The 26964-nt window shown below is 56.3% G+C and carries 27 protein-coding genes; 16 read left to right on the top strand and 11 right to left on the bottom strand.

Annotated elements, in window-relative coordinates; all coding sequences use genetic code 11:
- The first annotated feature begins 8 nt into the window (after positions 1-8).
- Genes ulaD through PI91_RS02065 form a run of 3 tightly spaced genes read left to right on the top strand, consistent with a single transcriptional unit; the run spans position 9 to position 2208 of the window.
- Complete coding sequence (gene ulaD / locus PI91_RS02075) at positions 9-659, top strand: 3-keto-L-gulonate-6-phosphate decarboxylase UlaD (RefSeq protein ID WP_039265363.1); 651 nt, start codon at positions 9-11, stop codon at positions 657-659.
- A gap of 9 nt (positions 660-668) precedes the next feature.
- Positions 669-1529, top strand: coding sequence for an L-ribulose-5-phosphate 3-epimerase (locus PI91_RS02070; protein WP_039265362.1), 861 nt, complete (start codon positions 669-671; stop codon positions 1527-1529).
- Positions 1522-2208 carry an L-ribulose-5-phosphate 4-epimerase gene (locus PI91_RS02065; RefSeq protein WP_039265361.1) on the top strand — a complete coding sequence of 229 codons (687 nt, stop codon included), beginning with the start codon at positions 1522-1524 and terminating at the stop codon, positions 2206-2208. The genes PI91_RS02070 and PI91_RS02065 overlap by 8 nt, the downstream gene beginning before the upstream one ends.
- Positions 2209-2347: 139 nt before the next feature.
- Here the strand turns inward: PI91_RS02065 and yjfY are convergent, their stop codons facing one another.
- Positions 2348-2623 (bottom strand): DUF1471 family protein YjfY, encoded by a 276-nt coding sequence (yjfY, locus tag PI91_RS02060; protein ID WP_025758282.1) that lies wholly within the window; start codon positions 2621-2623, stop codon positions 2348-2350.
- 340 nt (positions 2624-2963) lie between these two features.
- Here yjfY and rpsF point away from each other — a divergent pair, with 340 nt between their 5' ends.
- From rpsF to rplI, 4 genes are read left to right on the top strand one after another with little or no spacing between them, the layout of a single operon-like run.
- Positions 2964-3359 carry a 30S ribosomal protein S6 gene (gene rpsF, locus PI91_RS02055; RefSeq protein ID WP_025758283.1) on the top strand — a complete coding sequence of 132 codons (396 nt, stop codon included), beginning with the start codon at positions 2964-2966 and terminating at the stop codon, positions 3357-3359.
- Between the two features lie 6 nt (positions 3360-3365).
- Positions 3366-3680, top strand: a complete 315-nt coding sequence (gene priB, locus PI91_RS02050; protein ID WP_025758284.1) for a primosomal replication protein N — start codon at positions 3366-3368, stop codon at positions 3678-3680.
- Between the two features lie 4 nt (positions 3681-3684).
- On the top strand, positions 3685-3912 hold the full coding sequence (rpsR, locus tag PI91_RS02045; protein ID WP_000135199.1) for a 30S ribosomal protein S18: 228 nt from the start codon (positions 3685-3687) through the stop codon (positions 3910-3912).
- Positions 3913-3953: 41 nt separating this feature from the next.
- A complete protein-coding gene (rplI, locus tag PI91_RS02040) occupies positions 3954-4403 on the top strand; it encodes a 50S ribosomal protein L9 (protein WP_003856039.1) in 450 nt (149 codons plus the stop codon).
- 68 nt (positions 4404-4471) lie between these two features.
- Here the strand turns inward: rplI and PI91_RS02035 are convergent, their stop codons facing one another.
- Positions 4472-5116, bottom strand: coding sequence for an OapA family protein (locus PI91_RS02035; RefSeq protein ID WP_039265360.1), 645 nt, complete (start codon positions 5114-5116; stop codon positions 4472-4474).
- Between the two features lie 233 nt (positions 5117-5349).
- Here PI91_RS02035 and fklB point away from each other — a divergent pair, with 233 nt between their 5' ends.
- Together fklB and cycA are read left to right on the top strand one after the other, a co-directional pair.
- Positions 5350-5970 carry an FKBP-type peptidyl-prolyl cis-trans isomerase gene (fklB, locus tag PI91_RS02030; RefSeq protein ID WP_039265359.1) on the top strand — a complete coding sequence of 207 codons (621 nt, stop codon included), beginning with the start codon at positions 5350-5352 and terminating at the stop codon, positions 5968-5970.
- Between the two features lie 312 nt (positions 5971-6282).
- Positions 6283-7692, top strand: a complete 1410-nt coding sequence (cycA, locus tag PI91_RS02025; protein ID WP_039265358.1) for a D-serine/D-alanine/glycine transporter — start codon at positions 6283-6285, stop codon at positions 7690-7692.
- An 86-nt stretch (positions 7693-7778) separates the two neighbouring features.
- On the opposite strand, the gene ytfE is transcribed toward cycA, so the two are convergent.
- Positions 7779-8441 (bottom strand): iron-sulfur cluster repair protein YtfE, encoded by a 663-nt coding sequence (gene ytfE, locus PI91_RS02020; protein WP_039265357.1) that lies wholly within the window; start codon positions 8439-8441, stop codon positions 7779-7781.
- A 244-nt stretch (positions 8442-8685) separates the two neighbouring features.
- On the opposite strand from ytfE, the gene PI91_RS02015 reads away from it, so the two are divergent.
- Complete coding sequence (locus tag PI91_RS02015; protein ID WP_039265356.1) at positions 8686-10335, top strand: methyl-accepting chemotaxis protein; 1650 nt, start codon at positions 8686-8688, stop codon at positions 10333-10335.
- 87 nt (positions 10336-10422) lie between these two features.
- Here the strand turns inward: PI91_RS02015 and PI91_RS02010 are convergent, their stop codons facing one another.
- From PI91_RS02010 to PI91_RS02000, 3 genes are all read right to left on the bottom strand, one after another.
- The gene (locus PI91_RS02010; RefSeq protein WP_023326558.1) at positions 10423-11388 is read right to left on the bottom strand and encodes a DMT family transporter; all 966 of its coding nucleotides are present in this window, start codon (positions 11386-11388) and stop codon (positions 10423-10425) included.
- Between the two features lie 75 nt (positions 11389-11463).
- Entirely contained in the window at positions 11464-12288 is an 825-nt protein-coding gene (locus tag PI91_RS02005; RefSeq protein WP_039265355.1) for an AraC family transcriptional regulator, read from the bottom strand.
- 81 nt (positions 12289-12369) lie between these two features.
- On the bottom strand, positions 12370-13218 hold the full coding sequence (locus tag PI91_RS02000; protein ID WP_039265354.1) for an SDR family oxidoreductase: 849 nt from the start codon (positions 13216-13218) through the stop codon (positions 12370-12372).
- Positions 13219-13302: 84 nt separating this feature from the next.
- Between PI91_RS02000 and PI91_RS01995 the strand changes: the two genes are divergently transcribed.
- On the top strand, positions 13303-13689 hold the full coding sequence (locus PI91_RS01995) for a helix-turn-helix domain-containing protein (protein WP_008502885.1): 387 nt from the start codon (positions 13303-13305) through the stop codon (positions 13687-13689).
- A gap of 91 nt (positions 13690-13780) precedes the next feature.
- Here the strand turns inward: PI91_RS01995 and PI91_RS01990 are convergent, their stop codons facing one another.
- On the bottom strand, positions 13781-15724 hold the full coding sequence (locus PI91_RS01990; protein WP_032655227.1) for a bifunctional 2',3'-cyclic-nucleotide 2'-phosphodiesterase/3'-nucleotidase: 1944 nt from the start codon (positions 15722-15724) through the stop codon (positions 13781-13783).
- A 190-nt stretch (positions 15725-15914) separates the two neighbouring features.
- Here PI91_RS01990 and cysQ point away from each other — a divergent pair, with 190 nt between their 5' ends.
- Positions 15915-16655: a 3'(2'),5'-bisphosphate nucleotidase CysQ gene (gene cysQ / locus PI91_RS01985; RefSeq protein ID WP_008501432.1), complete on the top strand. Its 741-nt coding sequence runs from the start codon at positions 15915-15917 to the stop codon at positions 16653-16655.
- On the opposite strand, the gene PI91_RS01980 is transcribed toward cysQ, so the two are convergent.
- Positions 16649-17206, bottom strand: a complete 558-nt coding sequence (locus tag PI91_RS01980) for a YtfJ family protein (RefSeq protein ID WP_023326561.1) — start codon at positions 17204-17206, stop codon at positions 16649-16651. The genes cysQ and PI91_RS01980 overlap by 7 nt on opposite strands.
- Before the next feature lie 324 nt (positions 17207-17530).
- On the opposite strand from PI91_RS01980, the gene PI91_RS01975 reads away from it, so the two are divergent.
- Positions 17531-17737 (top strand): DUF1107 domain-containing protein, encoded by a 207-nt coding sequence (locus tag PI91_RS01975; RefSeq protein ID WP_008501430.1) that lies wholly within the window; start codon positions 17531-17533, stop codon positions 17735-17737.
- A gap of 71 nt (positions 17738-17808) precedes the next feature.
- Here PI91_RS01975 and PI91_RS01970 read toward each other — a convergent pair whose 3' ends face one another.
- A complete protein-coding gene (locus PI91_RS01970) occupies positions 17809-19146 on the bottom strand; it encodes a hemolysin family protein (protein ID WP_008501429.1) in 1338 nt (445 codons plus the stop codon).
- A gap of 211 nt (positions 19147-19357) precedes the next feature.
- Positions 19358-19999, bottom strand: a complete 642-nt coding sequence (gene msrA / locus PI91_RS01965) for a peptide-methionine (S)-S-oxide reductase MsrA (RefSeq protein WP_008501428.1) — start codon at positions 19997-19999, stop codon at positions 19358-19360.
- 224 nt (positions 20000-20223) lie between these two features.
- On the opposite strand from msrA, the gene tamA reads away from it, so the two are divergent.
- The 3 genes from tamA to PI91_RS01950 are packed head-to-tail and all read left to right on the top strand — an operon-like array spanning position 20224 to position 26077.
- On the top strand, positions 20224-21957 hold the full coding sequence (gene tamA / locus PI91_RS01960) for an autotransporter assembly complex protein TamA (RefSeq protein WP_008501426.1): 1734 nt from the start codon (positions 20224-20226) through the stop codon (positions 21955-21957).
- On the top strand, positions 21954-25730 hold the full coding sequence (gene tamB, locus PI91_RS01955; RefSeq protein ID WP_039265353.1) for an autotransporter assembly complex protein TamB: 3777 nt from the start codon (positions 21954-21956) through the stop codon (positions 25728-25730). The genes tamA and tamB overlap by 4 nt, the downstream gene beginning before the upstream one ends.
- A 2-nt stretch (positions 25731-25732) precedes the next feature.
- Positions 25733-26077, top strand: a complete 345-nt coding sequence (locus tag PI91_RS01950; protein ID WP_039265352.1) for a gamma-glutamylcyclotransferase — start codon at positions 25733-25735, stop codon at positions 26075-26077.
- Between the two features lie 54 nt (positions 26078-26131).
- Here the strand turns inward: PI91_RS01950 and ppa are convergent, their stop codons facing one another.
- Positions 26132-26662, bottom strand: coding sequence for an inorganic diphosphatase (gene ppa, locus PI91_RS01945; RefSeq protein WP_008501423.1), 531 nt, complete (start codon positions 26660-26662; stop codon positions 26132-26134).
- Between the last annotated feature and the right edge of the window lie 302 nt (positions 26663-26964).

Here is a 26964-nt window from a genome sequence, read left to right as displayed (position 1 = left end):
AATTGAATATGTCATTACCGATGTTGCAGGTCGCGCTGGATAACCAGACATTGTCCCACGCTTACGAAACCACCCGTCTGATCGCCGAAGAAGTGGACATCATCGAAGTGGGCACCATTCTGTGCGTAGGCGAGGGCGTTCGCGCCGTTCGCGACCTGAAAGCGCTCTATCCACACAAAATCGTGCTGGCGGATGCCAAAATTGCTGACGCAGGAAAAATTCTCTCCCGCATGTGCTTTGAAGCTAACGCCGACTGGGTCACCGTGATCTGCTGTGCGGATATCAACACCGCGAAAGGTGCGCTGGACGTGGCAAAAGAGTTCAACGGCGATGTGCAGATCGAGCTGACCGGTTTCTGGACCTGGGAGCAGGCACAGGCGTGGCGCGAGGCAGGTATTCAGCAGGTGGTTTATCACCGCAGCCGTGATGCCCAGGCCGCAGGCGTGGCGTGGAGCGATGCGGATATCAATGCGATTAAGCGCCTGGCGGATATGGGCTTCAAAGTGACCGTTACCGGTGGTCTGGCGCTGGAAGATCTGCCGCTGTTCAAGGGCATCCCGATTCACGTCTTTATTGCGGGGCGTAGCATTCGTGATGCGGCCTCTCCGGTAGAAGCTGCGCGTCAGTTCAAACGCTCAATCGCTCAGCTTTGGGGCTAAGGAGCGGGTATGTTGTCAAAACAGGTCCCGCTTGGCATCTATGAAAAGGCACTCCCTGCGGGGGAGTGCTGGCTGGAGCGGTTGCAGCTGGCAAAACAGCTGGATTTCGATTTTGTCGAAATGTCAGTGGATGAGACGGATGCGCGCCTCTCTCGCCTCGACTGGAGCCGCGAACAGCGTCTGGCGCTGGTAAGCGCTATCGCGGAAACGGGCGTGCGCGTGCCTTCCATGTGCCTCAGCGCCCACCGTCGTTTTCCGCTTGGCAGCGAAGATGATGCCGTGCGTGCGCAGGGGCTGGCGATCATGCGTAAAGCCATTCGTTTTGCGCAGGATGTTGGCATTCGCGTGATTCAGCTCGCCGGGTATGACGTTTACTACCAGGAAGCTAATGATGAAACGCGCCGTCGTTTTCGTGACGGCCTGAAAGAGAGCGTCGAGATGGCCAGCCGCGCGCAGGTGACGCTGGCGATGGAGATCATGGATTATCCGTTGATGAACTCCATCAGTAAGGCGCTGGGCTACGCGCACTACCTGAACAACCCGTGGTTCCAGCTCTATCCTGATATTGGCAATCTGTCGGCATGGGATAACGACGTACAAATGGAGCTGCAGGCGGGTATCGGGCATATCGTGGCGGTTCACGTCAAAGATACCCGTCCTGGCGTATTCAAAAATGTTCCGTTCGGCACCGGGGTGGTGGATTTTGAACGGTGCTTCCAGACGCTCAGGCAGACCGGCTACTGCGGGCCGTACCTGATTGAGATGTGGAGTGAAACGTCGGACGACCCGGCCGCGGAAGTGGCAAAAGCCCGGGACTGGGTGCGCGAGCGCATGGCGCAGGCGGGGTTACTGGAGGCTGAATATGCTTAAGCTCAAACAGCAGGTCTTTGAGGCCAATATGGATCTCCCGCGTTACGGACTGGTTACGTTCACCTGGGGCAACGTCAGCGCTATCGATCGCGAGCAGGGGCGGGTGGTGATCAAACCGAGTGGCGTAGCGTATGACACCATGACCGTTGACGATATGGTGGTGGTGGATCTCGACGGACAGGTTGTGGAGGGAAAATGGCGTCCCTCTTCAGATACGGCCACGCATCTGGCGCTGTACCGACGCTATCCATCACTGGGCGGCGTCGTGCATACCCACTCGACCCATGCCACGGCCTGGGCGCAGGCGGGGCTGGCCATTCCGGCGCTGGGTACGACCCATGCAGACTACTTCTTTGGCGACATTCCCTGCACCCGCGCGTTAACGCAGGCTGAAGTGGAAGGGGAGTACGAACTCAATACCGGGAAGGTGATTATCGATACGCTGGGTGAAACTGAACCGTTGCATACGCCGGGTATTGTGGTCTATCAGCACGGTCCGTTCGCCTGGGGAAAAGATGCTCACGACGCGGTACATAATGCTGTCGTGATGGAGGAGGTGGCACGCATGGCGTGGATTGCCCGCGGCATCAACCCGCAGCTTCAGGGCATTGATGATTACCTGATGAACAAGCATTTCATGCGAAAGCACGGCCCGAATGCCTATTACGGGCAGAAGTGAATAAGTGCTCTGGAATACCGAAAACAGTTGTAACCGGTGGTATTTCAGAGCCATTCACAAAAAAAAGCCCCCGGGCAGGGGCAACGTAAACTATGGCTATGTTCTCGTTGTTGGCTTTCCTGGTGCTAGCGTTAAAGCGTTATCGGTAAATATCTGCACTGGCGTGCATATTGCCGTTGCTGCCGGGCTCACGCGTCAGAACGACGTGATAGTAGGTTGCGCCCTGCGCATCGGTTTCTTCATTAAGCGCCTGATCTGCTTCACTTTCAGTGGCGAAATTATGATTAATGTAGATTACGCCCAAGCTTTGCACATCATCCATGTTCCTGGCCTGCCGGCCGTCTATTTTGATGGCTGCCATCGCGTTTGCACTGAGCAAAAGCGCCGCCATAATGGCTAATGCGATTTTTTTCATGATTTGCGCTCCACGACTGCGTGCTGTGAGAGGGAGGGGCTCCTTCTTTAATTCAGGTGGTCTCTGATTAAAGTGTAATCACTCATCCGCCGGGGATGCGTGACCATTTCTGATGCAGTTGTTCAAAAAAACACCGCTTCCAGGTGCGATTAATTTTAAATCACCCACTTAGACCAGCTTTACGCTTTGTGCGAATTATTTGTGCAATCAGCTTGAGTTTCCGGGGGCGCGCAAGTATTATGACGCGTCAATTTTTCAGCCGACCTTTAACACGTTCCTTGCCTCCCCGGGCCTCGGCTGACCCAGACAGGAGGCTGAATAATCCGTAAGGAGCAATTCGATGCGTCATTACGAAATCGTTTTTATGGTCCATCCTGACCAGAGCGAACAGGTTCCGGGTATGATCGAGCGCTACACTGGTGCAATCACTGCAGCAGCGGGCACGATCCACCGTCTGGAAGACTGGGGCCGCCGTCAGCTGGCTTACCCGATCAACAAACTGCACAAAGCTCACTACGTTCTGATGAACGTTGAAGCGCCGCAGGAAGTGATCGATGAGCTGGAAACTAACTTCCGCTTCAACGATGCCGTTATCCGCAGCATGGTTATGCGTACTAAACACGCAGTTACCGAAGCATCTCCGATGGTTAAAGCGAAAGACGAGCGCCGTGAGCGTCGCGATGATTTCGCAAACGAAACCGCAGATGATTCTGATGCTGGGGATTCTGAAGAGTAATTTCTGATGACCAACCGTCTGGCGTTGTCCGGCATCGTATGCAGGGCTCCCCTTCGAAAGGTCAGTCCATCAGGAATTCCGCATTGCCAGTTCGTGCTTGAGCATCGTTCTGTGCAAGAGGAAGCCGGGTTTCACCGGCAGGCGTGGTGCCAAATGCCCGTTATTGTTAGCGGACACGAAAACCAGGCCATTACTCACAGTTTAACGGTCGGTAGTGCAGTAATCGTTCAGGGGTTCATTTCTTGCCACAAGGCAAAGAACGGTCTGAGCAAAATGGTTCTGCATGCCGAGCAGATTGATTTGATAGATTCTGGAGACTAGCCATATGGCACGTTATTTCCGTCGTCGCAAGTTCTGCCGTTTCACCGCGGAAGGCGTTCAAGAGATCGACTATAAAGATATCGCAACGCTGAAAAACTACATCACCGAAAGCGGTAAGATTGTCCCAAGCCGTATCACCGGTACTCGTGCAAAATATCAGCGTCAGCTGGCTCGCGCTATCAAACGCGCTCGCTACCTGTCCCTGCTGCCGTACACTGATCGTCATCAGTAATCGGGCACGGTCCATTAATACGACTTTAAGAGGATAAGGTAATGCAAGTTATTCTGCTTGATAAAGTAGCAAACCTGGGCAGCCTGGGTGATCAGGTAAACGTTAAAGCGGGCTACGCTCGTAACTTCCTGGTTCCACAGGGTAAAGCTGTTCCAGCTACCAAGAAAAACGTAGAGTTTTTCGAAGCACGTCGCGCTGAACTGGAAGCCAAACTGGCTGACGTTCTGGCGGCTGCTAACGCTCGCGCTGAAGCAATCAACGCACTGGGCACTGTTACCATCGCTTCCAAAGCTGGCGACGAAGGTAAACTGTTCGGTTCCATCGGTACCCGCGATATCGCTGATGCAGTTACTGCAGCAGGCGTTAAAGTGGCTAAGAGCGAAGTTCGTCTGCCGAACGGCGTTCTGCGTACCACTGGTGAGCACGAAGTTGACTTCCAGGTTCACAGCGAAGTGTTCGCTAAACTGGTTGTTAACGTTGTAGCTGAGTAATTTTTTACTCTGCTCACGTTGAAACGCCGGCCTTGCGCCGGCGTTTTGCTTTTTAAAGAAACCGGTTTTTAACGCGCCCGGATAAAACTGCCGTCAGGCTGGCGAGTAAACAGCACCTGCTGACCATTGCCGGTATCAATCGTTAATCCTGTCACCACACCGCTGGCATTCTGGCGAATCTGTACCATCTGACCGTTCTGCAGGTTACTAAGCGGCTTACCCGCCCCTTCCACTTGCGCCATGGCATAGACGTCGGTCGGCGGCAGGTTGTGGTCGCGGAACAGCTGTGCCAGGGTTTTGCCCGGCTCTACGCGATAGGAACGCCACTGCTGTTCAATACCGGTGGGTTGTTGTGCCGGTGGCGCAGACGGGGTGGCGGCCTGCTCCTGCGGCTGTTCATCCTGAATGGGCTCAGGCTCAACCGGCGCGACCTGACCCGGATCGTTCGACGGGGTGACGAGTTGCGTCTGCATGGGTTGTGCGTCAGGCTGCGGTCGCGTTTGCGACTGAATGTCCAGCTGAGCGTTGCGGGTGACGGGCGCGGTATCGACATCATCGCCACCGGAAGGAAGCAGGAAGCCCACGATCATCATCAACGCGCCAATGATGATCCCTCTGCGATGCAGAGGCGGCAGCGGATCCATGATGCGAAAATTGTCCGGCGCCTGCCAGATTTTCGCCAGGGTAGGTTTCAGTTCAAATCGCCCGGGCATGGCACTCCTCCTGCTCCGCGTCTTTTTTATCCTGTGCTCCGAAGTATAGTTTGCTAACTGCCTGAACGACGTAGCAAACCCGACATCCGTGACATCAGTTCGGGATTAATCCTGGTTCTCTCTATTGTTTCTGTTTCGTCGCGGTTTGTCACCTTAACTTCAGACAAAGTTTTACCCATAAGGGCATGGCTGATATGCTGCCCGCTACTTTAAATGTGATGGAAGGAAAACCCATGACCACCCCGACTTTTGACACTATCGAAGCGCAGGCAAGTTACGGTATCGGCTTGCAGGTAGGACAGCAACTGAGCGAATCCGGCCTGGAAGGTCTGTTACCAGAAGCGCTGGTGGCGGGTATCGCTGACGCGCTGGAAGGCAAACAGCCTGCCGTTCCGGTCGATGTCGTACACCGTGCGCTGCGTGAAATCCACGAACGTGCTGACGCCGTGCGTCGTGCGCGCTTTGAAGAGATGGCAGCCGAAGGTGTGAAATATCTCGAAGAGAACCGTGAGCGTGAAGGCGTGAACAGCACCGAGTCCGGTCTGCAGTTCCGCGTGATCAATCAGGGCGACGGCGCAATCCCGGCGCGTACCGACCACGTTCGCGTCCACTACACCGGTAAACTGATCGACGGTACCGTCTTCGACAGCTCCATCGCGCGCGGCGAACCGGCTGAGTTCCCGGTGAACGGCGTTATCGCGGGCTGGATCGAAGCGCTGACCCTGATGCCAGTCGGTTCCAAATGGGAACTGACTATCCCGCATAACCTGGCTTACGGCGAACGTGGCGCTGGCGCGTCCATCCCGCCATTCAGCACCCTGGTATTTGAAGTCGAGCTGCTGGAAATTCTGTAATCGACTTTTCTTATTTCCTCTCCCCGGTTGGGGAGGGGAAAGCAGTGTTAAAACCTATAGTTACGACGTAATCAATATTTTATCTTGCAAACGAAACTGTTGCGTGTATTTTTGTGAACTGTTTCGCGCTGTATGAGTGATATGACACTCACTTTCAACATATTGTTAACATAATATCTAAATCATAGTGTTCATCCCGCCGATTCTTACCTAATATCGATTAGCCCTTACACGGGGAACGTCATTTTTTGACGTATTTAAAGGCCAGAAGAGCCTTAACAACACAGACAGGCATAAACAGGAAAATATCACATGGTAGATCAGGTCAAAGTCGTCGCCGGCGAAGAGGCGTCGTCTGAACAGTCGCTACGGCGCAATCTCACAAATCGTCATATTCAGCTCATTGCCATTGGGGGTGCCATCGGTACCGGGCTGTTTATGGGGTCAGGCAAAACCATCAGTCTCGCCGGACCGTCAATCATATTCGTGTATATGATTATCGGTTTTATGCTGTTCTTCGTGATGCGTGCAATGGGTGAGCTGCTGCTCTCGAACCTCGAATACAAATCCTTCAGCGACTTCGCTTCAGACCTGCTCGGGCCATGGGCGGGCTATTTCACCGGCTGGACCTACTGGTTCTGCTGGGTCGTGACCGGTATGGCGGACGTCGTGGCGATAACCGCCTATGCGCAGTTCTGGTTCCCCGGGCTGTCGGACTGGGTGGCCTCGCTGGCGGTTATTGTTCTGCTGCTGAGCCTGAACCTTGCCACCGTTAAAATGTTCGGTGAGATGGAGTTCTGGTTCGCGATGATCAAAATCGTGGCCATTGTCGGGCTCATCGTGGTGGGCCTGGTGATGGTGCTCACCCACTTCCAGTCACCAACCGGCGTTCAGGCGTCGTTTACCCATCTGTGGAATGATGGAGGCTGGTTCCCGAAAGGCATTAGCGGCTTCTTTGCTGGCTTCCAGATTGCGGTGTTCGCGTTTGTAGGGATTGAGCTTGTCGGAACGACCGCTGCGGAAACCAAAGATCCGGAGAAATCTCTCCCGCGCGCCATCAACTCCATTCCGGTGCGTATCATCATGTTCTACGTCTTCGCGCTGATCATCATTATGTCCGTGACGCCGTGGAGCTCGGTGGTGCCAAGCAAGAGCCCGTTCGTTGAGCTGTTCGTGCTGGTGGGGCTGCCTGCGGCGGCGAGCCTGATTAACTTCGTGGTGCTGACCTCAGCGGCGTCTTCCGCGAACAGCGGCGTGTTCTCAACCAGCCGTATGCTGTTTGGTCTGGCGCAGGAAGGCGTGGCGCCGAGCGCGTTCGCCAAGCTGTCTAAGCGTGCGGTACCTGCGAAAGGGCTGACCTTCTCCTGCATGTGCCTGCTGGGCGGCGTGGTGATGCTCTACGTAAACCCAAGCGTGATTGGCGCGTTCACCATGATTACCACGGTCTCAGCGATCCTGTTTATGTTCGTCTGGACCATCATCCTCTGTTCCTATCTGGTGTACCGCAAACAGCGCCCACACCTGCATGAAAAATCGATCTACAAGATGCCGCTGGGCAAGCTGATGTGCTGGGTATGCATGGCGTTCTTCGTCTTCGTGCTGGTTCTGCTGACGCTGGAAGATGATACCCGTCAGGCGCTGATCGTCACGCCGCTGTGGTTTATCGCGCTGGGGCTGGGCTGGATGTTTATCGGTAAGAAACGGATGGCTGGCATGCGTTAAGCATGTTGCCGGGTGGCGCTGACGTTTACCCGGCCTACGTTCGAGGACCTTGCAGGCCCGGTAAGCGCTAGCGCCACCGGGCTTTTTTATTCCCCCGCTAATGCCCGCGGGAACAGAACGTTGTTCTCAAGGCTGATGTGTTCCATCAGGTCGTCAATCATCTCGTTAATGCCGTTGTACATCGCTTTCCACGTTGTGCACGCTTCTGGCGGCGGCGTGACGTTGTGGGTGGTGTGTTTGATCACTTCCAGCAGTTCGCCCGCGTCATCATGCTCTCTTTCCATCACGCTGATGGGCCCCATCGCCTGGCTTCCCATTCCCTGTTTAATCATCGGGAAGAGGATCTGCTCTTCTTTCATCATGTGGCTGGAAAGCTCTTCGTGCAGCAGGGTCAGGTATTTCGCCAGACCGCGCGGAACGGAAGGTTTGTCGGCATGCACGCGCTCGACTTTGGTCGCCTGCAGGATCAACTCCGGCAGCTGTTCACGGTGACGGTCATGGTAACGCACGATGATGTGGTCGATGATTTCCGCGAGCGGAGCGGTTCGCCAGTCTTTGTCGACGGGCTGTTCGGCCAGCTTCGTCAGCTCGGCTTCAATCACCTCAACGTTCAGCTCTTTGCGTAAGGCCGCCCGTGCCAGGGTTTGCTTACCGCCGCAGCAGTAGTCTATATCGTATTTGCGAAAAAGCGCAGAAGCGCGAGGAATGGAGAGCGCCAGCTCGCCCAGGGGTTGGTCGCGAAAGGCCATAGCAGTTACCTCATCATCAATAATATAAGATGCATATTAAATGCATCTTATAAACGACGCTATAACCCTTTAGAGGGACGGGTAAAAGTGAGATGCAGATCACAAAAAAATATCCGATTTAACTCTCTGAATGGGTTCAGGAAAGTGGTTTCGAAACTTTTTAAAGGTGGAGAAACAGTAAACAACCCGCTGCACCTGCCGATATATCCACGTCAGACAAACCTGCATATAACAAAGGCAACGCATGTTTAAACGTATAAAAGTCATTACCCTTCTGATTTCGGTGCTGCTTGTGCTCGGCATCATGCAAGTGATTTCCGCCGGTATCTTTATCAACGCCCTGAATAACGATAAAGACAACTTTACCGTGTCGCAGCTCTCCAGCAAGAACGTGGCGGAGTTTACCGATGCGTGGATCAGTCTGAACCAGGCGCGCGTCACCCTGAACCGCGGGATGCTGCGCCTGCAAAGCAGCATGGCCTCGCAAATTAACGGCGGTCAGCTGAATGAGCTGGTGACCACGGCGAAAAATCTGCTGACTGAAGCCCAGGTTCATTACGATAAATACTATGCCTTGCCGAATACGCCAGGCCTGGATGAGAACCTGACCAACCAACTCGAAGAGCAGTACCGCATTTACTCTGCAACGCTGACGCAAATGAATGTTCTGCTGAGCCAGGGCAATCTGGAAGATATGTTCAAGCAGAATGCCGAACAAAAACAGAATGCGATGCAGACGGTTTATCGTGAATGGCGTGAAGCGCAGGCCGCGCTCACGGATAAAGGCATTCAGGATAACGAAAGTGATTACAAACGCATCCTGTGGATCCTCTCTGCGGTCATGCTGCTGGTGATCGTGGTGATTATCTCCAGCTGGATTGCGATGCGCCGCGTGCTGCTGCTGCCGCTGGAAGAGGTGATCAACCATATTCGCGCCATTGCGGCAGGCGATCTCACCCAGCCGATTCAGGCCGACGGAAAAAATGAAATGGCCATCCTGGCGCGCAACGTGCAGGAGATGCAAACTTCGCTGGCGAACACCGTGGGCGTAGTGCGTGAAGGCGCAGATACCATTTACACCGGTGCAGGCGAAATCTCCGCAGGCAGTAACGATCTCTCTTCCCGTACCGAGCAGCAGGCCGCGTCTCTGGAAGAGACGGCAGCCAGCATGGAGCAGCTGACGGCAACCGTGAAGCAGAACGCCGATAACGCGCGTCAGGCTTCCCGTCTGGCGCTGGATGCCTCCTCAACGGCGAAGAAGGGCGGTCACGTGGTGGAAGGCGTCGTGCGGACAATGGATGAAATCGCCACCAGTTCCAGCAAAATCGCGCAAATTACCAACGTGATCGACGGTATTGCCTTCCAGACGAATATTCTGGCGCTGAACGCGGCGGTGGAAGCGGCCCGTGCAGGCGAGCAGGGCCGTGGCTTTGCGGTGGTTGCAGGGGAAGTGCGTACCCTTGCCCAGCGCAGCGCTCAGGCGGCGAAAGAGATCAAAGCGCTGATCGATGATTCCGGCGAACGCGTGAACGCGGGCTCTCAGCTGGTTAACGAAGCCGGGGAGACGATGGCTGAGATCGTCAATGCGGTTACCCGCGTCACCGACATTATGGGCGAAATTGCTTCGGCCTCTGACGAGCAGAGCCGCGGTATCGACCAGGTGGGCCAGGCGGTAGCCGAGATGGACCGCGTGACCCAGCAGAACGCCTCGCTGGTTGAGGAGTCTGCGGCCGCAGCGGCGGCGCTGGAAGATCAGGCTGCGCGTCTGAACGAAGCGGTGGCGGTGTTCAAAATCACCCGCAACCAGGCGGTCAAAGCGGCGCCGGTGAAAACCTATGTGCCAAAAGCGCAGCCTGTCGCGGCGGCGTCTGAAGCAAACTGGGAAACGTTTTAACATCATGCCGGGTGGCGCTGGCGCTTACCCGGCCTACGAAACGGCTCCTTGTAGGCCGGGTAAGGCGGAGCCGCCACCCGGCAAATATCACACCTCCGACGCCGGAACGACCCTCGGTTTTTCCGGCTTCGCTCTCACCGCCATCACTACCCCCACAACCAGCAGCACGATCCCGCAGGCCGTGAACAGCGGCGGCACGCTCTGGCGCATCAGGAAGGTATAAAGCAGTCCGGCCAGGGTTTCGAAGACAATCAGCGGCCCTAAGATCACCGTCGGCAGCTTCTGGCTGGCAATGTTCCAGCACAGCGCGCCCACCCATGAGCACAGCACCGCGATCGCCACCATCAGGCCGATAAACACCCACGGTCTTGGCCCGAAGGGCTGGGCGAAGTCCGGCTGCTGATGGCCCAGCCAGAGGCATGCGCCGAGATACCCCACGACGGATACGGGCAGCGTGACCAGCGCCTGCGCCGTCGCCCACATCATCGGGTGCTTGTCCGGGTTCTCACGCAGCCAGCGCGCGTTGCGCAGGGCATACCATGCCCAGCACGCCACGGAAATGAACGCCAGCAGAATGCCAGAACCGTACCGCCACAGGTCAACATCGCCCTGCCCATGGCGCAGCTCGGCAATATTAACGCATATCAGCCCCAGGGCGGTGCAGACCAGCGCCGGGGCCATTTTTGACCACGCCAGTTTACCATCGCGCTGGCTGTAGAGCAGGTTAGCAAAGACGGGGATGACGACCGGCAGCGTGCCGATAATCATGGTCGATACCGGCGCACCGGTACGCTGAATGGCACTCGCGAGGCAAACGTAATAGATAAGATTGCCCATCATGGTCAGCGCCAGTGCGGTCCCCCAGTCCTGACGGCTGAGCTGGCGCAAGCGCGCGCGTCCCAGCCACGCCAGGGGCAGGGCAATCAGCCCCAGCGCCAGATAACGTCCGGTCGACTGTAATATTGCCGGATACTCGGGCACGATCAGCGGGCCGACAAAAATCAGTCCCCACATCATCCCGGCCAGCAGGGCATACAACACTCCACTAATCATTTTTCCATCCACAGGTATTTACGCTGTAGTCAGTGTAGGAGGGGCGAATGCGCGCGTATTGTATGAGATTGCGCATTAGCGCCGTGTAACCTGCTTCTGGTAGCGCACGGGCGTAATGCCGTAGCGGTGGGTAAACGCGCGTGTCAGATGTGACTGATCGGTCAGCCCGGTTGCGGCGGCAACCTCTGCGGCGGGCATGCCGTGGGTGAGAAACGCTTTGGCGCGCCAGAGTCGAATGGCCATCAGCATCTGATGCGGCGTCACGTGAAAATGGGCTTTGAACTGGCGCTGGAAATGATACGGGCTGAGCGAGACGACGCTGGCCAGCTCGTCCAGCGTCATGGCGCGCATATAGTTGTCGTGCAGGTACTCGCGTACCCGTTCGAAGCGGTGCGCGCCTTCCTGAACCCTTTGCGCGTGGTGGGCAAACGGCTGGAAGGTCTCAATCAGATCCAGCAGTAAACCTTTTTGCGCAAGCGGATCGTCCGTGTGCCACAAGCCGTAAATAAGCCTGCCGATTTGCTGTGAGCGCAACGGATCATGACGGGTCACGTCGCTGAACCACCAGTGTCGGAGGCCGGTCACCTCTTCCAGCAGATCGGGTTCGATATAGACCATCCGGTAGCGCCAGCCGCCCTCGGTGGCGGATTCGCCGGTGTGGATCTCGTCCGGGTTCATGGTAACGACGGATTTCTCCGCCGCGAGATGCTGGCTGCCGCGATAGCGAAAGCGTTCGGCACCGGTTTCAATCGTGCCGATGCCGAAGGCTTCATGGGTGTGAGGCTCAAAGGCGTAGTCAGAAATATGCGCGTGATACAGCTCCAGGCCCGGCAGCTGCGCCAGATGGCGAAAGCGCGCGCTGTCTCTTTCATCATTAAACTGTTCCGGTACGCCTTGCACGGTGAGCCTCCTTGTGGGTCATCTTTTCATTATCAAAGATGACCCGAGGGGATGCCACAAAAAATAACCATCCCGTAACAATTACAGGATGGCTTTAATGCTCTCCGCCAGCGTAGTGGTTGGGCGCCCGATCAGTTTGCTCAGCGTATGGCTGTCGTCAAAGAGCCCGCCTTTGGAGGCCCCGATATCGGAGTCCGCCAGCATATCGGCCAGACCGGCAGGCAGGCCGGCGCTCTTCAGCGCGGCAGCAAAATCCGCTTCGCTGAGATTCTGGTAGGTGACCGGCTTTCCGCTCTGTTTGCTCAGTTCAGCCGCCAGTTCGCTCAGCGTCCAGCCGTGGTCGCCCGCCAGTTCATACACCTTGCCCGCATGGCCCTCTTCAGCAATCACTTTCGCTGCCGCCGCGGCATAGTCTGCGCGGGTGGCAGAGGCAATTTTGCCTTCGCCTGCCGCACCAATAAACACGCCGTGTTCCAGCGCAGGCGGCGCGCTCGCCAGATAGTTTTCGGTATACCAGCCGTTGCGCAGCAGGGCATAAGGAATGCCTGACGCCGCCAGCGCTTTTTCAGTGGCAACGTGTTCAACGTGCAGACCGAGCGGCGAGGTATCCGCATGCAGCAGGCTGGTATAGGCGATAAATTTCACCCCTGCCGCTTTGGCGGCGTTAATCACGTTCTGGTGCTGGATCGCGCGCTGGCCGACTTCGCTGGACGAGATCAGCAGCAGCTTATCCACGCCGTTCAGCGCGGCGGTGAATGCGGCTTCATCCGTGTAGTCCGCCTGACGCACCACAATTCCCTGCTGGCTTAAGGCTTCAGCTTTTGCCGGGTTACGTACGATAGCCACAATCTGGTTAGCCGGTACGCTTTTCAACAGCTGTTCGATAACGAGATGGCCAAGCTGGCCGGTGGCGCCGGTAATCGCGATCATGATGAATCTCCTTCGTGTTTGTCTGGTGTTGTGGCACACTAGCACCATAACTAACTTTTAGTAAGTACGTACAAAAAGGTAAGTATGAAAACAACGATACCGACGCTCAGCGAACAATTGCGCGATGGCAATCTCTTCGCGGAACAGTGCCCTTCACGAGAGGTGCTCAAACACGTTACCAGCCGCTGGGGGGTACTGATTCTGCTGGCGCTGCGCCAGGGAACGCATCGCTTTAGCGATCTGCGCCGTAAAATGGGCGGGGTGAGCGAAAAGATGCTGTCCCAGTCGCTTCAGGCGCTGGAGCAGGACGGGTTTGTCGATCGCGTATCGTACCCGGTTGTGCCGCCGCACGTAGAGTATAGCCTGACCCCGATGGGGATCGAGGTCAGCGAGAAAGTCGCCGCGCTGGCGGACTGGATTGAGGTGAATACGCCGAAGGTGATGGCGAATCGGGACGATCGCGCGGCGTAAAAGCCGGGTGGCGGCTTCGCCTTACCCGGCCTACCCATAATCTTCCATCCCGTAGGCCGGGTAAGCGAAGCGCCACCCGGCACAATCGCCGCTACTTACTTAAATCCAGGTGATAAATCGCGAACCCAATATCATCCGTCGCGACCTGTTTCATCGGATACTGCGCCTTCTCCTTAATAAACGCGGCTGCCTTCTCGGACGGTGACGTTTCGAAACGGATATCCAGCGGCGTATCGCTGTGGATCGGCGCCAGACGCCAGTTGTTATCCACCGCCGGATGAATTTCGCCGGCCTTTTTCGACTCCGCGCTGATCCACGCCGCCAGCACAGAGCGGTTCTCGTCCGGCGAGGCAAAGGCGATGTGGCCATCTCCCGTACCGGCAAACTTACCGCCGTAGGCACGGTAGTTATTGGTCACCACCAGGAAAGTGGCATTCGGGTCGATCGCCTTGCCGTTGAAGGTCAGGTTTTTAATGCGCTCCGCCTGCGGGTTGATCGCCTGACACTCGCCGTCATATTTCGCCGGCTGGGTGACGTCAATCTGGTAGTTCACGCCGTCGATCACGTCGAAGTTGTAGGTGCGGAAGCCGTCCCAGTTAATCAGCGACTGCGGCTTGCTGCTGTGTGGGTCAATCTGGTTAAACTGTCCGGCAGAACACTCCAGCCACTCTTTTACCTCTTTCCCGGTGGCTTTAACCACCACCAGCGTATTCGGGTAGAGATAGAGATCGGCGGCATTACGGAAGGTGAGCTGGCCCTTTTCGACCTCCACATAGCTTGCCGGGTCATTCTTACGCCCGCCCACTTTGAATGGCGCTGCGGCTGAGAGTACCGGCAGTTTCGCCAGATCCGGATCGCCCTGCACAAAGTGTTCGGCATAGGCTTTCTGCGCCATGTTGACCACCTGGACGGTCGGATCGTCCTGCACCAGCGCCAGGAAGCTGTACATGTTGTCGGCGGATTTGCCGATCGGCTTGCTGACGAATTCGCGCGTGGCGTCGTGATCGTGCTTCAGCACGTCGACCAGTTTTTTATCTTCCGCCGCCAGCGATTTTTTCGCCGCAGCGTCGTAAATTGGGCGCGCTTCGGCTTTTGACTGCGTGACCTTCCAGCGGCCGCCGTCGTTATTCAGCACCAGATCCACCACGCCAAGATGGTCGCCCCACATGCCCGGCATCACCGACGGCACGCCGTTGAGCGTCCCTTTCTCAATATCCGCCCCTTTAATGCTGGCAAAGTCTTTGCCCGGGAAGACCGCGTGGGCGTGACCGAACAGGATCGCATCGACGCCCGGGACCTCACTCAGGTAGTAAACGGAGTTTTCTGCCATGGCCTGGTACGGATCGGCGGAGAGGCCCGAGTGGGCGACAACGACCACCAGATCGGCGCCTTTTTCGCGCATTTCCGGCACGTATTTACGTGCGGTTTCGGTGATGTCGTTAACGGTTACCTTACCGTCGAGGTTGGCCTTATCCCACGTCATGATCTGCGGCGGGACAAAACCGATATAGCCGATTTTCAGCGTCTGTTTTTTCCCGTCCTGATCGACAACCTCAGTCTCTTTAATCAGGTAAGGCGTAAAAAGCGGCTTTTGGGTCTTAACGTCGATGATATTGGCGTTAACGTACGGGAATTTTGCGCCTGCCAGGGCATCATGCAGGTATGTCAGACCGTAGTTGAATTCATGGTTGCCGAGGTTACCGACGGTATAGTCCAGGGTGTTCATCGCTTTATAAACAGGATGGATCTCGCCTTTTTTCAGCCCCCTGGTCGCCATGTAGTCCCCGAGCGGACTGCCCTGAATGAGATCGCCGTTATCGACCAGCACGCTATTTTTCACTTCGCCACGCGCCGCATTGATCAAACTCGCCGTGCGTACCAGCCCGAATTTTTCCGTCGGGGTATCTTTGTAGTAATCGAAATCCATCATGTTGCTGTGCAGATCGGTCGTTTCCAGAATACGTAAATCGACCGTCGCTGCCTGCACGCTCGCCGCAATCAGCGTCGCCAGGAGCGTTGCGCTAAACTTAATCATCAGAAGAGTCCTTTTTTCGATCCAGGCCACAAAAGAGTATGTATCTATAACGTGTTGCTTACATAAATGTGAATCCTGACAGAAAAAAGCAACCTGAAACCGGAATTGCTTCACAGATAGCGGAATTGTTCACATTACGATATAACTAAAACAAAGAGTTAACCTCACTGCGTTAACAAAGAGGTGGAAAATGCTAGATAAAATTTGTCAGCTCGCACGGGATGCGGGGGATGCCATCATGCAGGTGTATGACGGTAGTAAACCCATGGAGGTTGTCAGCAAAGCGGACGACTCTCCGGTCACGGCGGCAGATATCGCGGCGCATAAGGTGATCCTGAAAGGGTTACAGGCCTTAACGCCGGACATCCCCGTCCTGTCAGAAGAAGCGCCGCAAAGCTGGGAAGAGCGCCAGCACTGGCAGCGCTACTGGCTGGTGGACCCCCTGGACGGGACAAAAGAGTTCATCAAGCGCAACGGTGAATTCACCGTCAATATCGCCCTGATTGAGAAGGGTAAAGCGGTGCTGGGCGTGGTCTACGCGCCGGTGATGAAGGTGATGTACAGTGCTGCAGAAGGGAAGGCGTGGAAGGAAGAGTGCGGCGTGCGCAAGCAGATCCAGGTGCGCGACGCGCGTCCGCCGCTGGTGGTGATTAGCCGCTCGCACAGCGACAGCGAGCTGCAGGAGTATCTGCAGCAGCTGGGTGAACACCAGACCACCTCGATTGGCTCATCGCTGAAATTCTGCCTGGTGGCGGAAGGACAGGCGCAGCTCTATCCCCGCTTTGGGCCGACGAACGTCTGGGATACCGCCGCCGGGCACGCCGTGGCTGCGGCCGCCGGGGCGCACGTTCATGACTGGCAGGGCAAGCCGCTGGACTACACCCCGCGCGAATCCTTCCTCAACCCCGGCTTCCGCGTCTCTCTTTATTGAGCCAGCAGCTTATGCAGCAGGTCGACAACCTGCTGCACTTCTTCCTGGGTTAGCGCCCCGTCTTTCACCCACTGTACGCGGCCGTTCTTATCCAGCACGACAATCGCAGAGCTCTCTTCCTCCAGCTGCCAGGCCTTACGGGTGACGCCGTTGCTGTCGACGATAAACTGCGACCATGGGTAGAGCTTTTTATTGCTCTCAAGGCTTGAACGCACAAACATCCCGGAGCCCGGAATGGCGTCATCGGTATTCACGATCGTGGTGGTCTGGTAACGATCGTGTGGGAATTTTGCCGCCTTGATCGCCTCCACCAGGTTGGCATTTTTCTCTTTTGCAGATGTACGACCGGCAATATGTTGTACAACTCTCACTTTGCCCGCGAGCTGCGCGCTATTCCAGGCTTTATAGCTAAACTTATCATTGTCGAGAATCAATTCTCCCCGGTCAGCAATGCCGACTGGCGGTACACGTTGTCCTTTTTCAATGTTGTGAGCACTCGCCCACAGGGGCAGCAGCAGGCAGGCTGCTGCAAGGATAGTACGTAGGGTCATGGCGTTTCCTTATTGTTTGCAGGTGATCCGACCACTTGGTCATGCACTTTTAATGATAAGTGCGATCAATGTGGTTTTCCCGCAATCCCAATGCCACTTTGCGGGTGAACGCACATATCCATGAAAAAACGACGGCTTATACTGCGCTCAGTCACGCTTTGCAAAGATTATTCTGAATAATTGTAATCAAACGGTAAATAAACTTATGCACACTGGGTAACACCGTAGTTCTGGTCTATAGTCATTGGGCATTAAAATTTGCGCTCAGGACAGTCGGGCCGATTGTGGCACCGCAAGAGCGTATGATTCGCAGGAGATACAAGAATGAAAATTTTCCAACGCTACAACCCGCTTCAGGTGGCGAAGTACGTGAAGATCCTGTTCCGTGGACGGTTGTATATCAAGGATGTTGGCGCTTTTGAGTTTGATAAGGGCAAAATCCTTGTCCCAAAAGTGAAGGACAAACAGCACCTGTCTGTGATGTCCGAAGTCAACCGTCAGGTTATGCGTCTGCAAACTGAGATGGCTTAACCAACGTGCTATGCAGTAGTTAAAAAAACGGCTCCCGATGGGAGCCGTTGATGTTTGTGGGGACAGGAACCTTACGCCGACACCTTCTCTTCCGCATCCGGCAGCTTCGGCACCAGTACGGTCGGTTTGTTGTCGATGCGCGTCACCAGCAGCTGGTCGATGCGGTAGTTATCAATATCCACCACTTCAAACTTGTAGCCGGAGAACTTCACCGAGTCGGTACGTTTCGGGATCTTACGCAGCATAAACATCATAAAGCCGCCGATGGTCTCGTAGTTTCCGGACTGCGGGAACTCGTCGATATCCAGCACGCGCATCACGTCTTCAATTGGCGTGCCGCCATCAATCAGCCATGAATTATCGTCACGCTGAACAATCTGCTCTTCCAGCCCCTGGCCTACCAGGTCGCCCATCAGCGTGGTCATGACGTCGTTGAGGGTGATAATACCCACCACCAGCGCGTATTCGTTCATGATCACCGCGAAGTCTTCCCCGGCGGTTTTGAAGCTTTCCAGCGCTTCGGAGAGCGTCAGGGTGTCCGGCACAATCAGGGTATTGCGGATTTGCACGCCGCTGTTCAGCGCCAGGCTCTGGTTCGCCAGCACGCGGTTCAGCAGGTCTTTGGAGTCGACGTAACCGATGATGTGGTCAATATCTTCATTACAGACCAGGAACTTGGAGTGCGGATGCTGCGCCACTTTGTTCTTCAGGCTCTGCTCATCTTCATGTAAATCGAACCAGATAATGCTTTCACGGCCCGTCATGGAAGAGGGCACGGTACGGGATTCCAGTTCGAATACGTTCTCAATCAGCTCGTGTTCCTGCTTGCGCAGCACCCCGGCCAGCGCGCCGGCTTCCACGACCGCATAAATGTCGTCAGAGGTGATGTCGTCTTTACGCACCATCGGCAGCTTAAAGATGCGGAAAATGACGTTTGCCAGGCCGTTGAAGAACCACACCAGCGGGCGGAACACAAACAGGCAGAAGCGCATCGGGTTGATGATACGCAAAGCCACGGCTTCTGGCGCAATCATACCGATGCGTTTCGGGGTCAGGTCGGCGAAGAGGATGAACAGCCCGGTCACCAGCGAGAAGGAGAGGATAAAGCTCAGCTGTTCGGCCAGTTCTGCGGACATGTACTGCGCAAAGAGGCTATAAAACGCCGGGGAAAACGCCGCATCGCCCACGATACCGCCCAGGATAGCCACCGCGTTCAGACCAATTTGCACCACGGTAAAGAACGTACCGGGGTTTTCCTGCATTTTGAGAATGCGAGAGGCGTTGATGTTGCCCTCGTCGGCGAGCAGCTTCAGTTTGATTTTACGGGACGCGGCCAGCGAGATCTCGGATATCGAGAAAAATGCACTGACGGCAATCAGACAAAGTATTACTAAAATACTGTTTAACATAGTTTATCCGGCTTCTCGCCAGATCCTCAGAAGGGGAGTTGATACCATTTGTGTGGAAACACATTGAACATCAGCTCGTAGCGTTGAGCCGATTATTTCAGCGGCTAGTATAGCGTAAAGAGATGTAAATCTGCCAGAGGTCACATTTTTACATAAAACAGACCGGACAGCGGGTGCTGCCCGGTACGGGCGACGATCTAACGGCTGATAATCAGGCCAGCTGTGGCGGCAGGCAGACGCCGATACCTCCGATTCCGCAGTAGCCGTACGGGTTTTTATGCAGATACTGCTGGTGATCGTCCTCGGCGTAGTAGAACGGTTTCGCGGTGGTGATTTCCGTGGTCACCTCGCGCGTATCGCCCGCTTCACGCATGGCCTGCTGGAAACGCTCAAGGCTGGCGCGCGCGGCGGCATCCTGCTCAGGGGTGAGCGGATAGATAGCCGAGCGGTACTGCGTGCCGTGGTCGTTGCCCTGACGCATGCCCTGCGCCGGGTCGTGGTTTTCCCAGAAGACCTGCAGGAGCTGTTCGTAGCTGATTACCGTCGGGTCGTACACTACGCGTACCGCTTCCGCATGGCCGGTTTCGCCGGAGCAGACTTCGCGGTAGGTTGGATTCGGCGTGTAACCGCCCGTGTAGCCGGCTGCCGTGCTGTAAACGCCAGGCAGCTGCCAGAAGAGGCGCTCAACGCCCCAGAAGCAGCCCATAGCGAACAGGGCGATTTCCATGCCATCAGGAACGTTAGTCATGGAATGGCCATTGACGGCGTGTAAAGTCGCCACAGGCATAGGGGTGTTGCGTCCCGGTAATGCATCAGCTTGTGAAACCAGATGCTTTTTGTCGAATAAACTCACGGTGGGGCCTCCCGGGGTGCGATGTTTCGGTTAAGGTTGTCACGGCGCGTTTAATTGAACACAATAAATGCGCTGAATGAGTCTAGATTTAATCATAAGAAATATTTGGGTGTTACACCCATTTTCAACCCGAGATTCGGGTTTTTGGCCAACAGGCCGTATTTTGCCGCGGAGCGGCACTTCATTTGCTTCCAGGGTGGAAACAGGGATATTCAGGAGAAAACGTGACAAAAATCCGCCAGTTATGTTTAGTCAGTCTGTTGCTGACAAGCGGGATTGCCAGCGCGGCGAATGTCCGTTTGCAGGTTGAGGGGTTATCCGGGGCGCTACAAAAAAACGTGCGTGCGCAGCTATCGACCATCCAGAGTGATGAGGTGACGCCGGACCGGCGTTTCCGCGCGCGCGTCGATGATGCCATCCGTGAAGGACTAAAAGCGCTAGGGTATTACGAACCCACCATTGATTTCGATCTCCGCCCGCCCCCAAAGAAGGGGCGCCAGGTGCTTATTGCCCGCGTTTCGCCGGGCGAGCCGGTGCTGATTGGCGGCACCAACGTCATCCTGCGCGGCGGGGCGCGTACCGACCGGGATTACCTGGACCTGCTCAGCACGCGGCCGAAAATCGGCACCGTGCTCAACCACGGTGACTACGACCACTTCAAAAAAGAGCTGACCAGCGTTTCCCTGCGTAAGGGCTACTTTGACAGCCAGTTCAATAAAAGCCAGCTGGGCATTGCGCTGGCGCGACGTCAGGCCTTCTGGGATATCGACTACGACAGCGGAGAACGCTACCGCTTTGGCGACGTGACGTTCGAAGGGTCGCAAATTCGTGAAGAGTACCTGCAAAACCTCGTGCCCTTTAAAAAAGGGGATTACTACCAGTCGAGCGACCTGGGAGAGCTGAACCGACGGCTCTCAGCCACCGGCTGGTTTAACTCCGTGGTTGTCGCCCCTGAATTTGATAAGTCTCGCAAAACCAAGGTGTTGCCGCTGCACGGCGTTGTTTCGCCGCGCACCGAGAACACCATAGAAACCGGTGTGGGCTATTCGACGGACGTTGGCCCGCGCGTGAAGGCCACCTGGAAAAAGCCGTGGATGAACTCCTACGGCCATAGCCTGACCACCAGCGCCAGCATTTCCGCCCCGGAACAGCAGCTCGATTTCAGCTATAAAATGCCGCTGCTGAAAAATCCGCTTGAGCAATATTACCTGGTTCAGGGGGGCTTTAAGCGCACCGACCTGAACGATACCGAGTCCGATTCCACCACGCTTGCCGTGTCGCGTTACTGGGATCTCTCCAGCGGCTGGCAGCGCGCCATCAACCTGCGCTGGAGCCTGGATCACTTTACCCAGGCCAACGTCACCAACACCACCATGCTGCTCTATCCTGGGGTGATGATCAGCCGCACCCGCTCGCGCGGCGGCCTGATGCCGACCTGGGGCGATTCCCAGCGTTACTCTATCGATTACTCCAACACCATGTGGGGTTCCGACGTGGATTTCTCGGTGATTCAGGCGCAGAACGTCTGGATCCGCACGCTGTATGACAAACACCGCTTTGTGGTGCGCGGCAACCTCGGCTGGATTGAAACCGGCGACTTCGACAAGGTCCCGCCGGACCTGCGCTTCTTCGCCGGGGGCGATCGCAGCATCCGTGGCTATAAATACAAATCCATCGCGCCTAAGGACGATGACGGCAAGCTGATCGGTGCCTCTAAGCTGGCTACCGGCTCGCTGGAGTACCAGTACAACGTCAGCGGAAAATGGTGGGGCGCCATGTTCGTCGACGGCGGCGAAGCGGTGAGCGATATCCGCCGCAGCGATTTTAAAACCGGCGCGGGCGTCGGCGTACGCTGGCAGTCACCCGTCGGGCCCATTAAGCTCGATTTCGCCGTGCCGGTGGGCGACAAAGAAGAACACGGATTACAGTTTTACATCGGTCTGGGGCCTGAATTATGAGTTTATGGAAGAAGATAAGCCTCGGGGTGCTGATTTTTATCGTGCTGCTGCTCGGTACGGTGGCGTTTCTGGTAGGAACGACGACCGGGCTGCATCTGCTGTTTAACGCCGCGAACCGCTGGGTGCCGGGGCTGGAGATTGGCCAGGTGACGGGCGGCTGGCGCGACCTGCGCCTGAAGAACATCCGCTATGAGCAGCCGGGCGTGGCGGTGAACGCCGGGGAGTTTCACCTGGCGGTGAAGCTGGGCTGTCTGCGTGACAGCAAGCTCTGCGTCAACGACTTGTCGCTAAAAGACGTCAACGTGGCGATAGATTCGAAGAAAATGCCGAAGTCTGCGCCGGTAGAGGAAGAGGACAGCGGTCCGCTGAATCTCTCCACGCCGTACCCTATCGCGCTTTATCGGGTGGCGCTTGATAACGTCAATGTCAAAATCGACGACACCACCGTGTCCGTGATGGATTTCAGCTCCGGCCTGCGCTGGCAGGAGAAAAACCTCACCCTGACGCCAACCTCCCTGCAGGGCTTGCTGATCGCGCTGCCGAAAGTGGCCGACGTGGCGCAGGAAGAGATCGTCGAGCCGAAGATCCAGAACCCGCAGCCGGAAGAGAAGCCGCTGGGCGAAACGCTGAAAGACCTCTTCTCGAAGCCTGTCCTGCCGGAAATGACCGATGTGCATCTGCCGCTGAACCTCAATATTGAAGAGTTCAAAGGCGAGCAGCTGCGCCTGACAGGCGATACCGACCTGACGGTCTATAACATGCTGCTGAAAGTCAGCAGCATTGACGGCAACATGAAGCTCGACGCGCTGGATATCGACACCAATCAGGGCTCGGTGAACGCGTCAGGTAACGCCCTGCTGCGCGACAACTGGCCGGTGGATATCACGCTGAATAGCGCCCTGAACATTGACCCGCTCAAAGGCGAGAAGGTGAAGGTCAAAGTAGGCGGGGCGCTGCGCGAGAAGCTGGACGTCGGGGTCAATCTCTCCGGCCCGGTAGACATGGTCCTGCGTGCGCAAACCCAGCTGGCGGAAGCCGGGCTGCCGCTCAATCTTGAGGTGGTCAGCAAGCAGCTTTACTGGCCATTCACCGGCGAAAAACAGTACCAGGCCGATGACCTGAAGCTGAAGCTGAGCGGCAAGATGACCGACTATACGCTCTCGTTCCGCACCGCAGTGAAGGGGCAGGGCGTGCCGCCCGCGAACATCACCCTGGATGCGAAGGGCAACGAACAGCAGGTTAACCTCGACAAGCTGACCGTCGCGGCGCTGGAAGGCAAAACCGAGCTGACCGCGCTGCTCGACTGGCAGCAGGCGATCAGCTGGCGCGGTGAGCTGAAGCTGACGGGCATTAACACCGCCAAAGAGGTGCCGGACTGGCCGTCGAAGCTGGATGGCCTGATCAAAACCCGCGGCAGCCTGTACGGCGGCACGTGGCAGATGGACGTGCCGGAGATCAAGCTCACCGGGAACGTGAAGCAGAACAAGGTAAACGTTGAAGGCTCGGTGAAAGGCAACAGCTACCTGCAGTGGGTTATCCCGGGTCTGCACGTGGCGCTGGGCCGCAACACGGCGGATATCAAAGGCGAGCTGGGGGTGAAAGATCTCAATCTGGACGCCACCATCGACGCGCCGAATCTGGATAACGCCCTGCCGGGCCTGGGCGGTACGGCGAAGGGGCTCCTGAAGGTGCGCGGCACGGTAGACGCGCCGCAGCTACTGGCTGACATTACCGCCAATAACCTGCGCTGGCAGGCGCTGAGCGTTGCCCGCGTTCGCGTGGAAGGGGATGTGAAATCCACTGACCAGATCGGCGGAAACCTGAACCTGCGCGTGGAGCGCATTTCTCAGCCGGACGTCAACATCAGCCTGGTCACCCTGGACGCGAAAGGGAACGAGAAGCAGCACGACCTGCAGCTGCGCGTGCAGGGCGAGCCGGTCTCCGGCCAGCTTCACCTGACCGGCAGCTTCGACCGCAAAGAGGAGCGCTGGAAAGGGACGCTGGATAACACCCGTTTCAACACGCCGGTCGGGCCGCTGGCGCTGTCGCGCGCCATCGCGCTGGACTACCGCAACGCCGAGCAGAAGATCAGCATTGGGCCGCACTGCTGGACCAACCCGAATGCGGAACTGTGCGTGCCGCAGACCATCGATGCGGGCGCGGAAGGACGCGCGCAGATCAACCTCAACCGCTTCGATCTGGCGATGCTGAAACCGTTTATGCCGGATACTACCCAGGCCAGCGGCGTCTTCAGCGGAAAAGCCGATGTCGCCTGGGACACCACCAAAGAGGGGCTGCCGCAGGGTAGCGTCACGCTGTCCGGGCGTAACGTGAAGGTGACGCAGGAGGTGAATGACGCGCCGCTGCCGGTGGCCTTCGACACCCTGAACCTGAGCGCAGACCTGCATAACAACCGTGCGGAGCTGGGCTGGCTGATTCGTCTCACCAACAACGGTCAGTTTGACGGCAAGGTTCAAATTACCGACCCACAGGGACGGCGAAATCTGGGCGGCAACGTCACTATCCGTAACTTCAACCTGGCGATGGTGAACCCGATTTTCGCGCGCGGGGAAAAAGCCGAGGGCATGGTGAACGCCAACCTGCGCCTGGCGGGCAACGCGCAAAGCCCTCAGCTGTTCGGCCAGCTGCGCCTCAGCGGCGTGGATATTGACGGCAACTTTATGCCGTTTGACATGCAGCCCAGCCAGATCGCGATGAACTTCAACGGCATGAGCTCGACGCTGAGCGGATCGGTACTGACGCAGCAGGGGCAAATCAACCTGAGCGGCGACGCGGACTGGAGCCAGCTCGACAACTGGCGCGCCCGTATTGCCGCGAAGGGCAGTAAGGTGCGCATCACCGTACCGCCGATGGTGCGACTGGACGTCTCGCCTGATGTGGTCTTTGAAGCCACGCCAAGCCTCTTCACGCTTGACGGTCGCGTTGACGTGCCGTGGGCGCGCATCGTGGTTCACGACGTGCCGGAAAGTGCGGTCGGCGTCTCAAGTGATGAAGTTATGCTCAATGAAAATCTGAAACCGGTCGAACAGAAGAGCGCGGGCATACCGATTAATAGTAACCTTATCGTGCACGTGGGGAATAACGTGCGGTTGGAGGCGTTTGGGCTGAAGGCGAGGCTTACGGGCGACCTGAAGGTGGCGCAGGATAAACAAGGGCTTGGCCTGAACGGGCAGATCAATATCCCTGAAGGGCGATTCCACGCCTATGGTCAGGATCTGATTGTCCGTAAAGGCGAGCTGCTGTTCTCCGGTCCACCGGATCAACCGCTGCTGAACATCGAAGCGATTCGTAACCCGGAAGCGACGGAAAACGACGTCATTGCCGGGGTACGCGTCACCGGTTCCGCCGACGAACCGAAGGCGGAGATCTTCTCTGACCCGGCGATGTCCCAGCAGGAAGCCCTCTCTTACCTGCTGCGTGGTCAAGGTCTCGACAGCGGTCAGAGCGACAGCGCGGCGATGACTTCGATGTTAGTGGGGCTGGGGGTTGCACAAAGTGGGCAGGTTGTGGGTAAAATCGGCGAGACGTTCGGCGTAAGCAATCTGGCGCTGGACACCCAGGGCGTGGGTGACTCCTCGCAGGTGGTGGTCAGCGGCTATGTACTGCCGGGTCTGCAGGTAAAATATGGTGTGGGGATCTTTGACTCACTGGCAACACTCACGTTACGCTATCGCCTGATGCCTAAGCTATATCTGGAAGCAGTGTCCGGCGTAGACCAGGCACTTGATCTGCTCTATCAGTTTGAGTTTTAGCAATGCGAATATTTGTCTACGGCAGTTTACGAACCAGGCAAGGCAACAGTCACTGGATGACCAATGCCCAGCTACTGGGGAATTACAATATCGAGAACTACCAGTTGTACAGCCTGGGCCACTATCCAGGCGCGGTTCCGGGCGAAGGAACAGTACACGGTGAAGTTTATCGTATTGATAACGCGACGCTTGCCGAACTTGATGCCTTGCGCACCAGGGGCGGTGAATACGCACGCCAGTTGATCCAGACGCCGTACGGAAGCGCGTGGATGTATGTCTACCAGCGTCCAGTCGACGGGTTAACGCGGATCGTAAGCGGTAACTGGTTAGACAGAGACCAGTACTGAAAAACGACAACGCCACCGTAAGGTGGCGTTGTTTTTTGTGTCTGGCAGTAAGAATTACTTCTTAGCAGCGCGCTCGAAAGAGGCGATGATTTCCGCTTTCGCTGCTTCTGCGTTGTCCCAGCCGTCAACTTTAACCCACTTGCCTTTTTCGAGGTCTTTGTAGTGCTCGAAGAAGTGAGTGATCTGCGCTTTCAGCAGCTCTGGCAGGTCGTTCACATCTTTGATGTGATCGTATTCTTTGCTCAGCTTGGTGTGCGGTACCGCAACCAGCTTCGCATCTTCACCGGATTCGTCGGTCATTTTCAGCACGCCAACGGGACGGCAGCGAATCACTGCGCCTGGCTGCAGTGGGTATGGCGTTGGGACCAGCACGTCAACCGGGTCACCGTCCAGAGACAGGGTGTGGTTGATGTAACCGTAGTTGCACGGATAGAACATCGCGGTAGACATGAAGCGGTCTACGAACAGGGCGCCGCTCTCTTTGTCCACTTCGTATTTGATCGGATCTGCGTTAGCCGGGATTTCGATAACTACGTAGATGTCTTCTGGCAGTTCTTTACCCGCTGGGACGTTGAGTAAGCTCATGTCGGTGTCCTTTAAAATGGATGGTAAACAAGTGGCAGGTATTATAGCCAACTCGCGCTGAATGTCTCCGCCTGTTTTCGCCTTCTCTCCACGTTCTTCCCACTTTTCAGACCGATTCCATGACAGAAAAATCCATAAACTCAGCCGCATTTTTCATGGAGAAATGAAAGCGATTACAAACTTGTGATTAACGTTTTATTCACTTTTCTGAAGTGTGATGTAACGCAATTCGTTACATATTTCATGGGCTATAGTCATTCCGCAGAACATCTTTTAACCAACAATAACTCACCCTACGAGGA

The sequence above is a fragment of the Enterobacter sp. FB genome, assembly GCF_000805795.1.
Lineage (GTDB): Bacteria > Pseudomonadota > Gammaproteobacteria > Enterobacterales > Enterobacteriaceae > Enterobacter > Enterobacter roggenkampii.
Note: the sequence above shows the minus strand (reverse complement) of the source record. Positions and strands in the feature narration are given on the sequence as shown.

Excerpts from the sequence above, each read along its gene's own strand:
- PI91_RS02070 (WP_039265362.1), top strand. The coding sequence starts at position 669 with ATGTTGTCAAAACAGGTCCCGCTTGGCATCTATGAAAAGGCACTCCCT.
- yjfY (WP_025758282.1), bottom strand. The coding sequence starts at position 2,623 with ATGAAAAAAATCGCATTAGCCATTATGGCGGCGCTTTTGCTCAGTGCA.
- PI91_RS01980 (WP_023326561.1), bottom strand. The coding sequence starts at position 17,206 with ATGACCCTACGTACTATCCTTGCAGCAGCCTGCCTGCTGCTGCCCCTG.
- PI91_RS01990 (WP_032655227.1), bottom strand. The coding sequence starts at position 15,724 with ATGATTAAGTTTAGCGCAACGCTCCTGGCGACGCTGATTGCGGCGAGC.
- fklB (WP_039265359.1), top strand. The coding sequence starts at position 5,350 with ATGACCACCCCGACTTTTGACACTATCGAAGCGCAGGCAAGTTACGGT.
- PI91_RS02015 (WP_039265356.1), top strand. The coding sequence starts at position 8,686 with ATGTTTAAACGTATAAAAGTCATTACCCTTCTGATTTCGGTGCTGCTT.
- rpsR (WP_000135199.1), top strand. The coding sequence starts at position 3,685 with ATGGCACGTTATTTCCGTCGTCGCAAGTTCTGCCGTTTCACCGCGGAA.
- PI91_RS01975 (WP_008501430.1), top strand. The coding sequence starts at position 17,531 with ATGAAAATTTTCCAACGCTACAACCCGCTTCAGGTGGCGAAGTACGTG.
- PI91_RS01970 (WP_008501429.1), bottom strand. The coding sequence starts at position 19,146 with ATGTTAAACAGTATTTTAGTAATACTTTGTCTGATTGCCGTCAGTGCA.
- tamB (WP_039265353.1), top strand. The coding sequence starts at position 21,954 with ATGAGTTTATGGAAGAAGATAAGCCTCGGGGTGCTGATTTTTATCGTG.
- rpsF (WP_025758283.1), top strand. The coding sequence starts at position 2,964 with ATGCGTCATTACGAAATCGTTTTTATGGTCCATCCTGACCAGAGCGAA.
- cycA (WP_039265358.1), top strand. The coding sequence starts at position 6,283 with ATGGTAGATCAGGTCAAAGTCGTCGCCGGCGAAGAGGCGTCGTCTGAA.
- PI91_RS02035 (WP_039265360.1), bottom strand. The coding sequence starts at position 5,116 with ATGCCCGGGCGATTTGAACTGAAACCTACCCTGGCGAAAATCTGGCAG.
- PI91_RS01995 (WP_008502885.1), top strand. The coding sequence starts at position 13,303 with ATGAAAACAACGATACCGACGCTCAGCGAACAATTGCGCGATGGCAAT.
- ppa (WP_008501423.1), bottom strand. The coding sequence starts at position 26,662 with ATGAGCTTACTCAACGTCCCAGCGGGTAAAGAACTGCCAGAAGACATC.
- rplI (WP_003856039.1), top strand. The coding sequence starts at position 3,954 with ATGCAAGTTATTCTGCTTGATAAAGTAGCAAACCTGGGCAGCCTGGGT.
- PI91_RS02065 (WP_039265361.1), top strand. The coding sequence starts at position 1,522 with ATGCTTAAGCTCAAACAGCAGGTCTTTGAGGCCAATATGGATCTCCCG.
- ytfE (WP_039265357.1), bottom strand. The coding sequence starts at position 8,441 with ATGGCCTTTCGCGACCAACCCCTGGGCGAGCTGGCGCTCTCCATTCCT.
- cysQ (WP_008501432.1), top strand. The coding sequence starts at position 15,915 with ATGCTAGATAAAATTTGTCAGCTCGCACGGGATGCGGGGGATGCCATC.
- priB (WP_025758284.1), top strand. The coding sequence starts at position 3,366 with ATGACCAACCGTCTGGCGTTGTCCGGCATCGTATGCAGGGCTCCCCTT.
- PI91_RS02010 (WP_023326558.1), bottom strand. The coding sequence starts at position 11,388 with ATGATTAGTGGAGTGTTGTATGCCCTGCTGGCCGGGATGATGTGGGGA.
- ulaD (WP_039265363.1), top strand. The coding sequence starts at position 9 with ATGTCATTACCGATGTTGCAGGTCGCGCTGGATAACCAGACATTGTCC.
- PI91_RS02000 (WP_039265354.1), bottom strand. The coding sequence starts at position 13,218 with ATGATCGCGATTACCGGCGCCACCGGCCAGCTTGGCCATCTCGTTATC.
- PI91_RS01950 (WP_039265352.1), top strand. The coding sequence starts at position 25,733 with ATGCGAATATTTGTCTACGGCAGTTTACGAACCAGGCAAGGCAACAGT.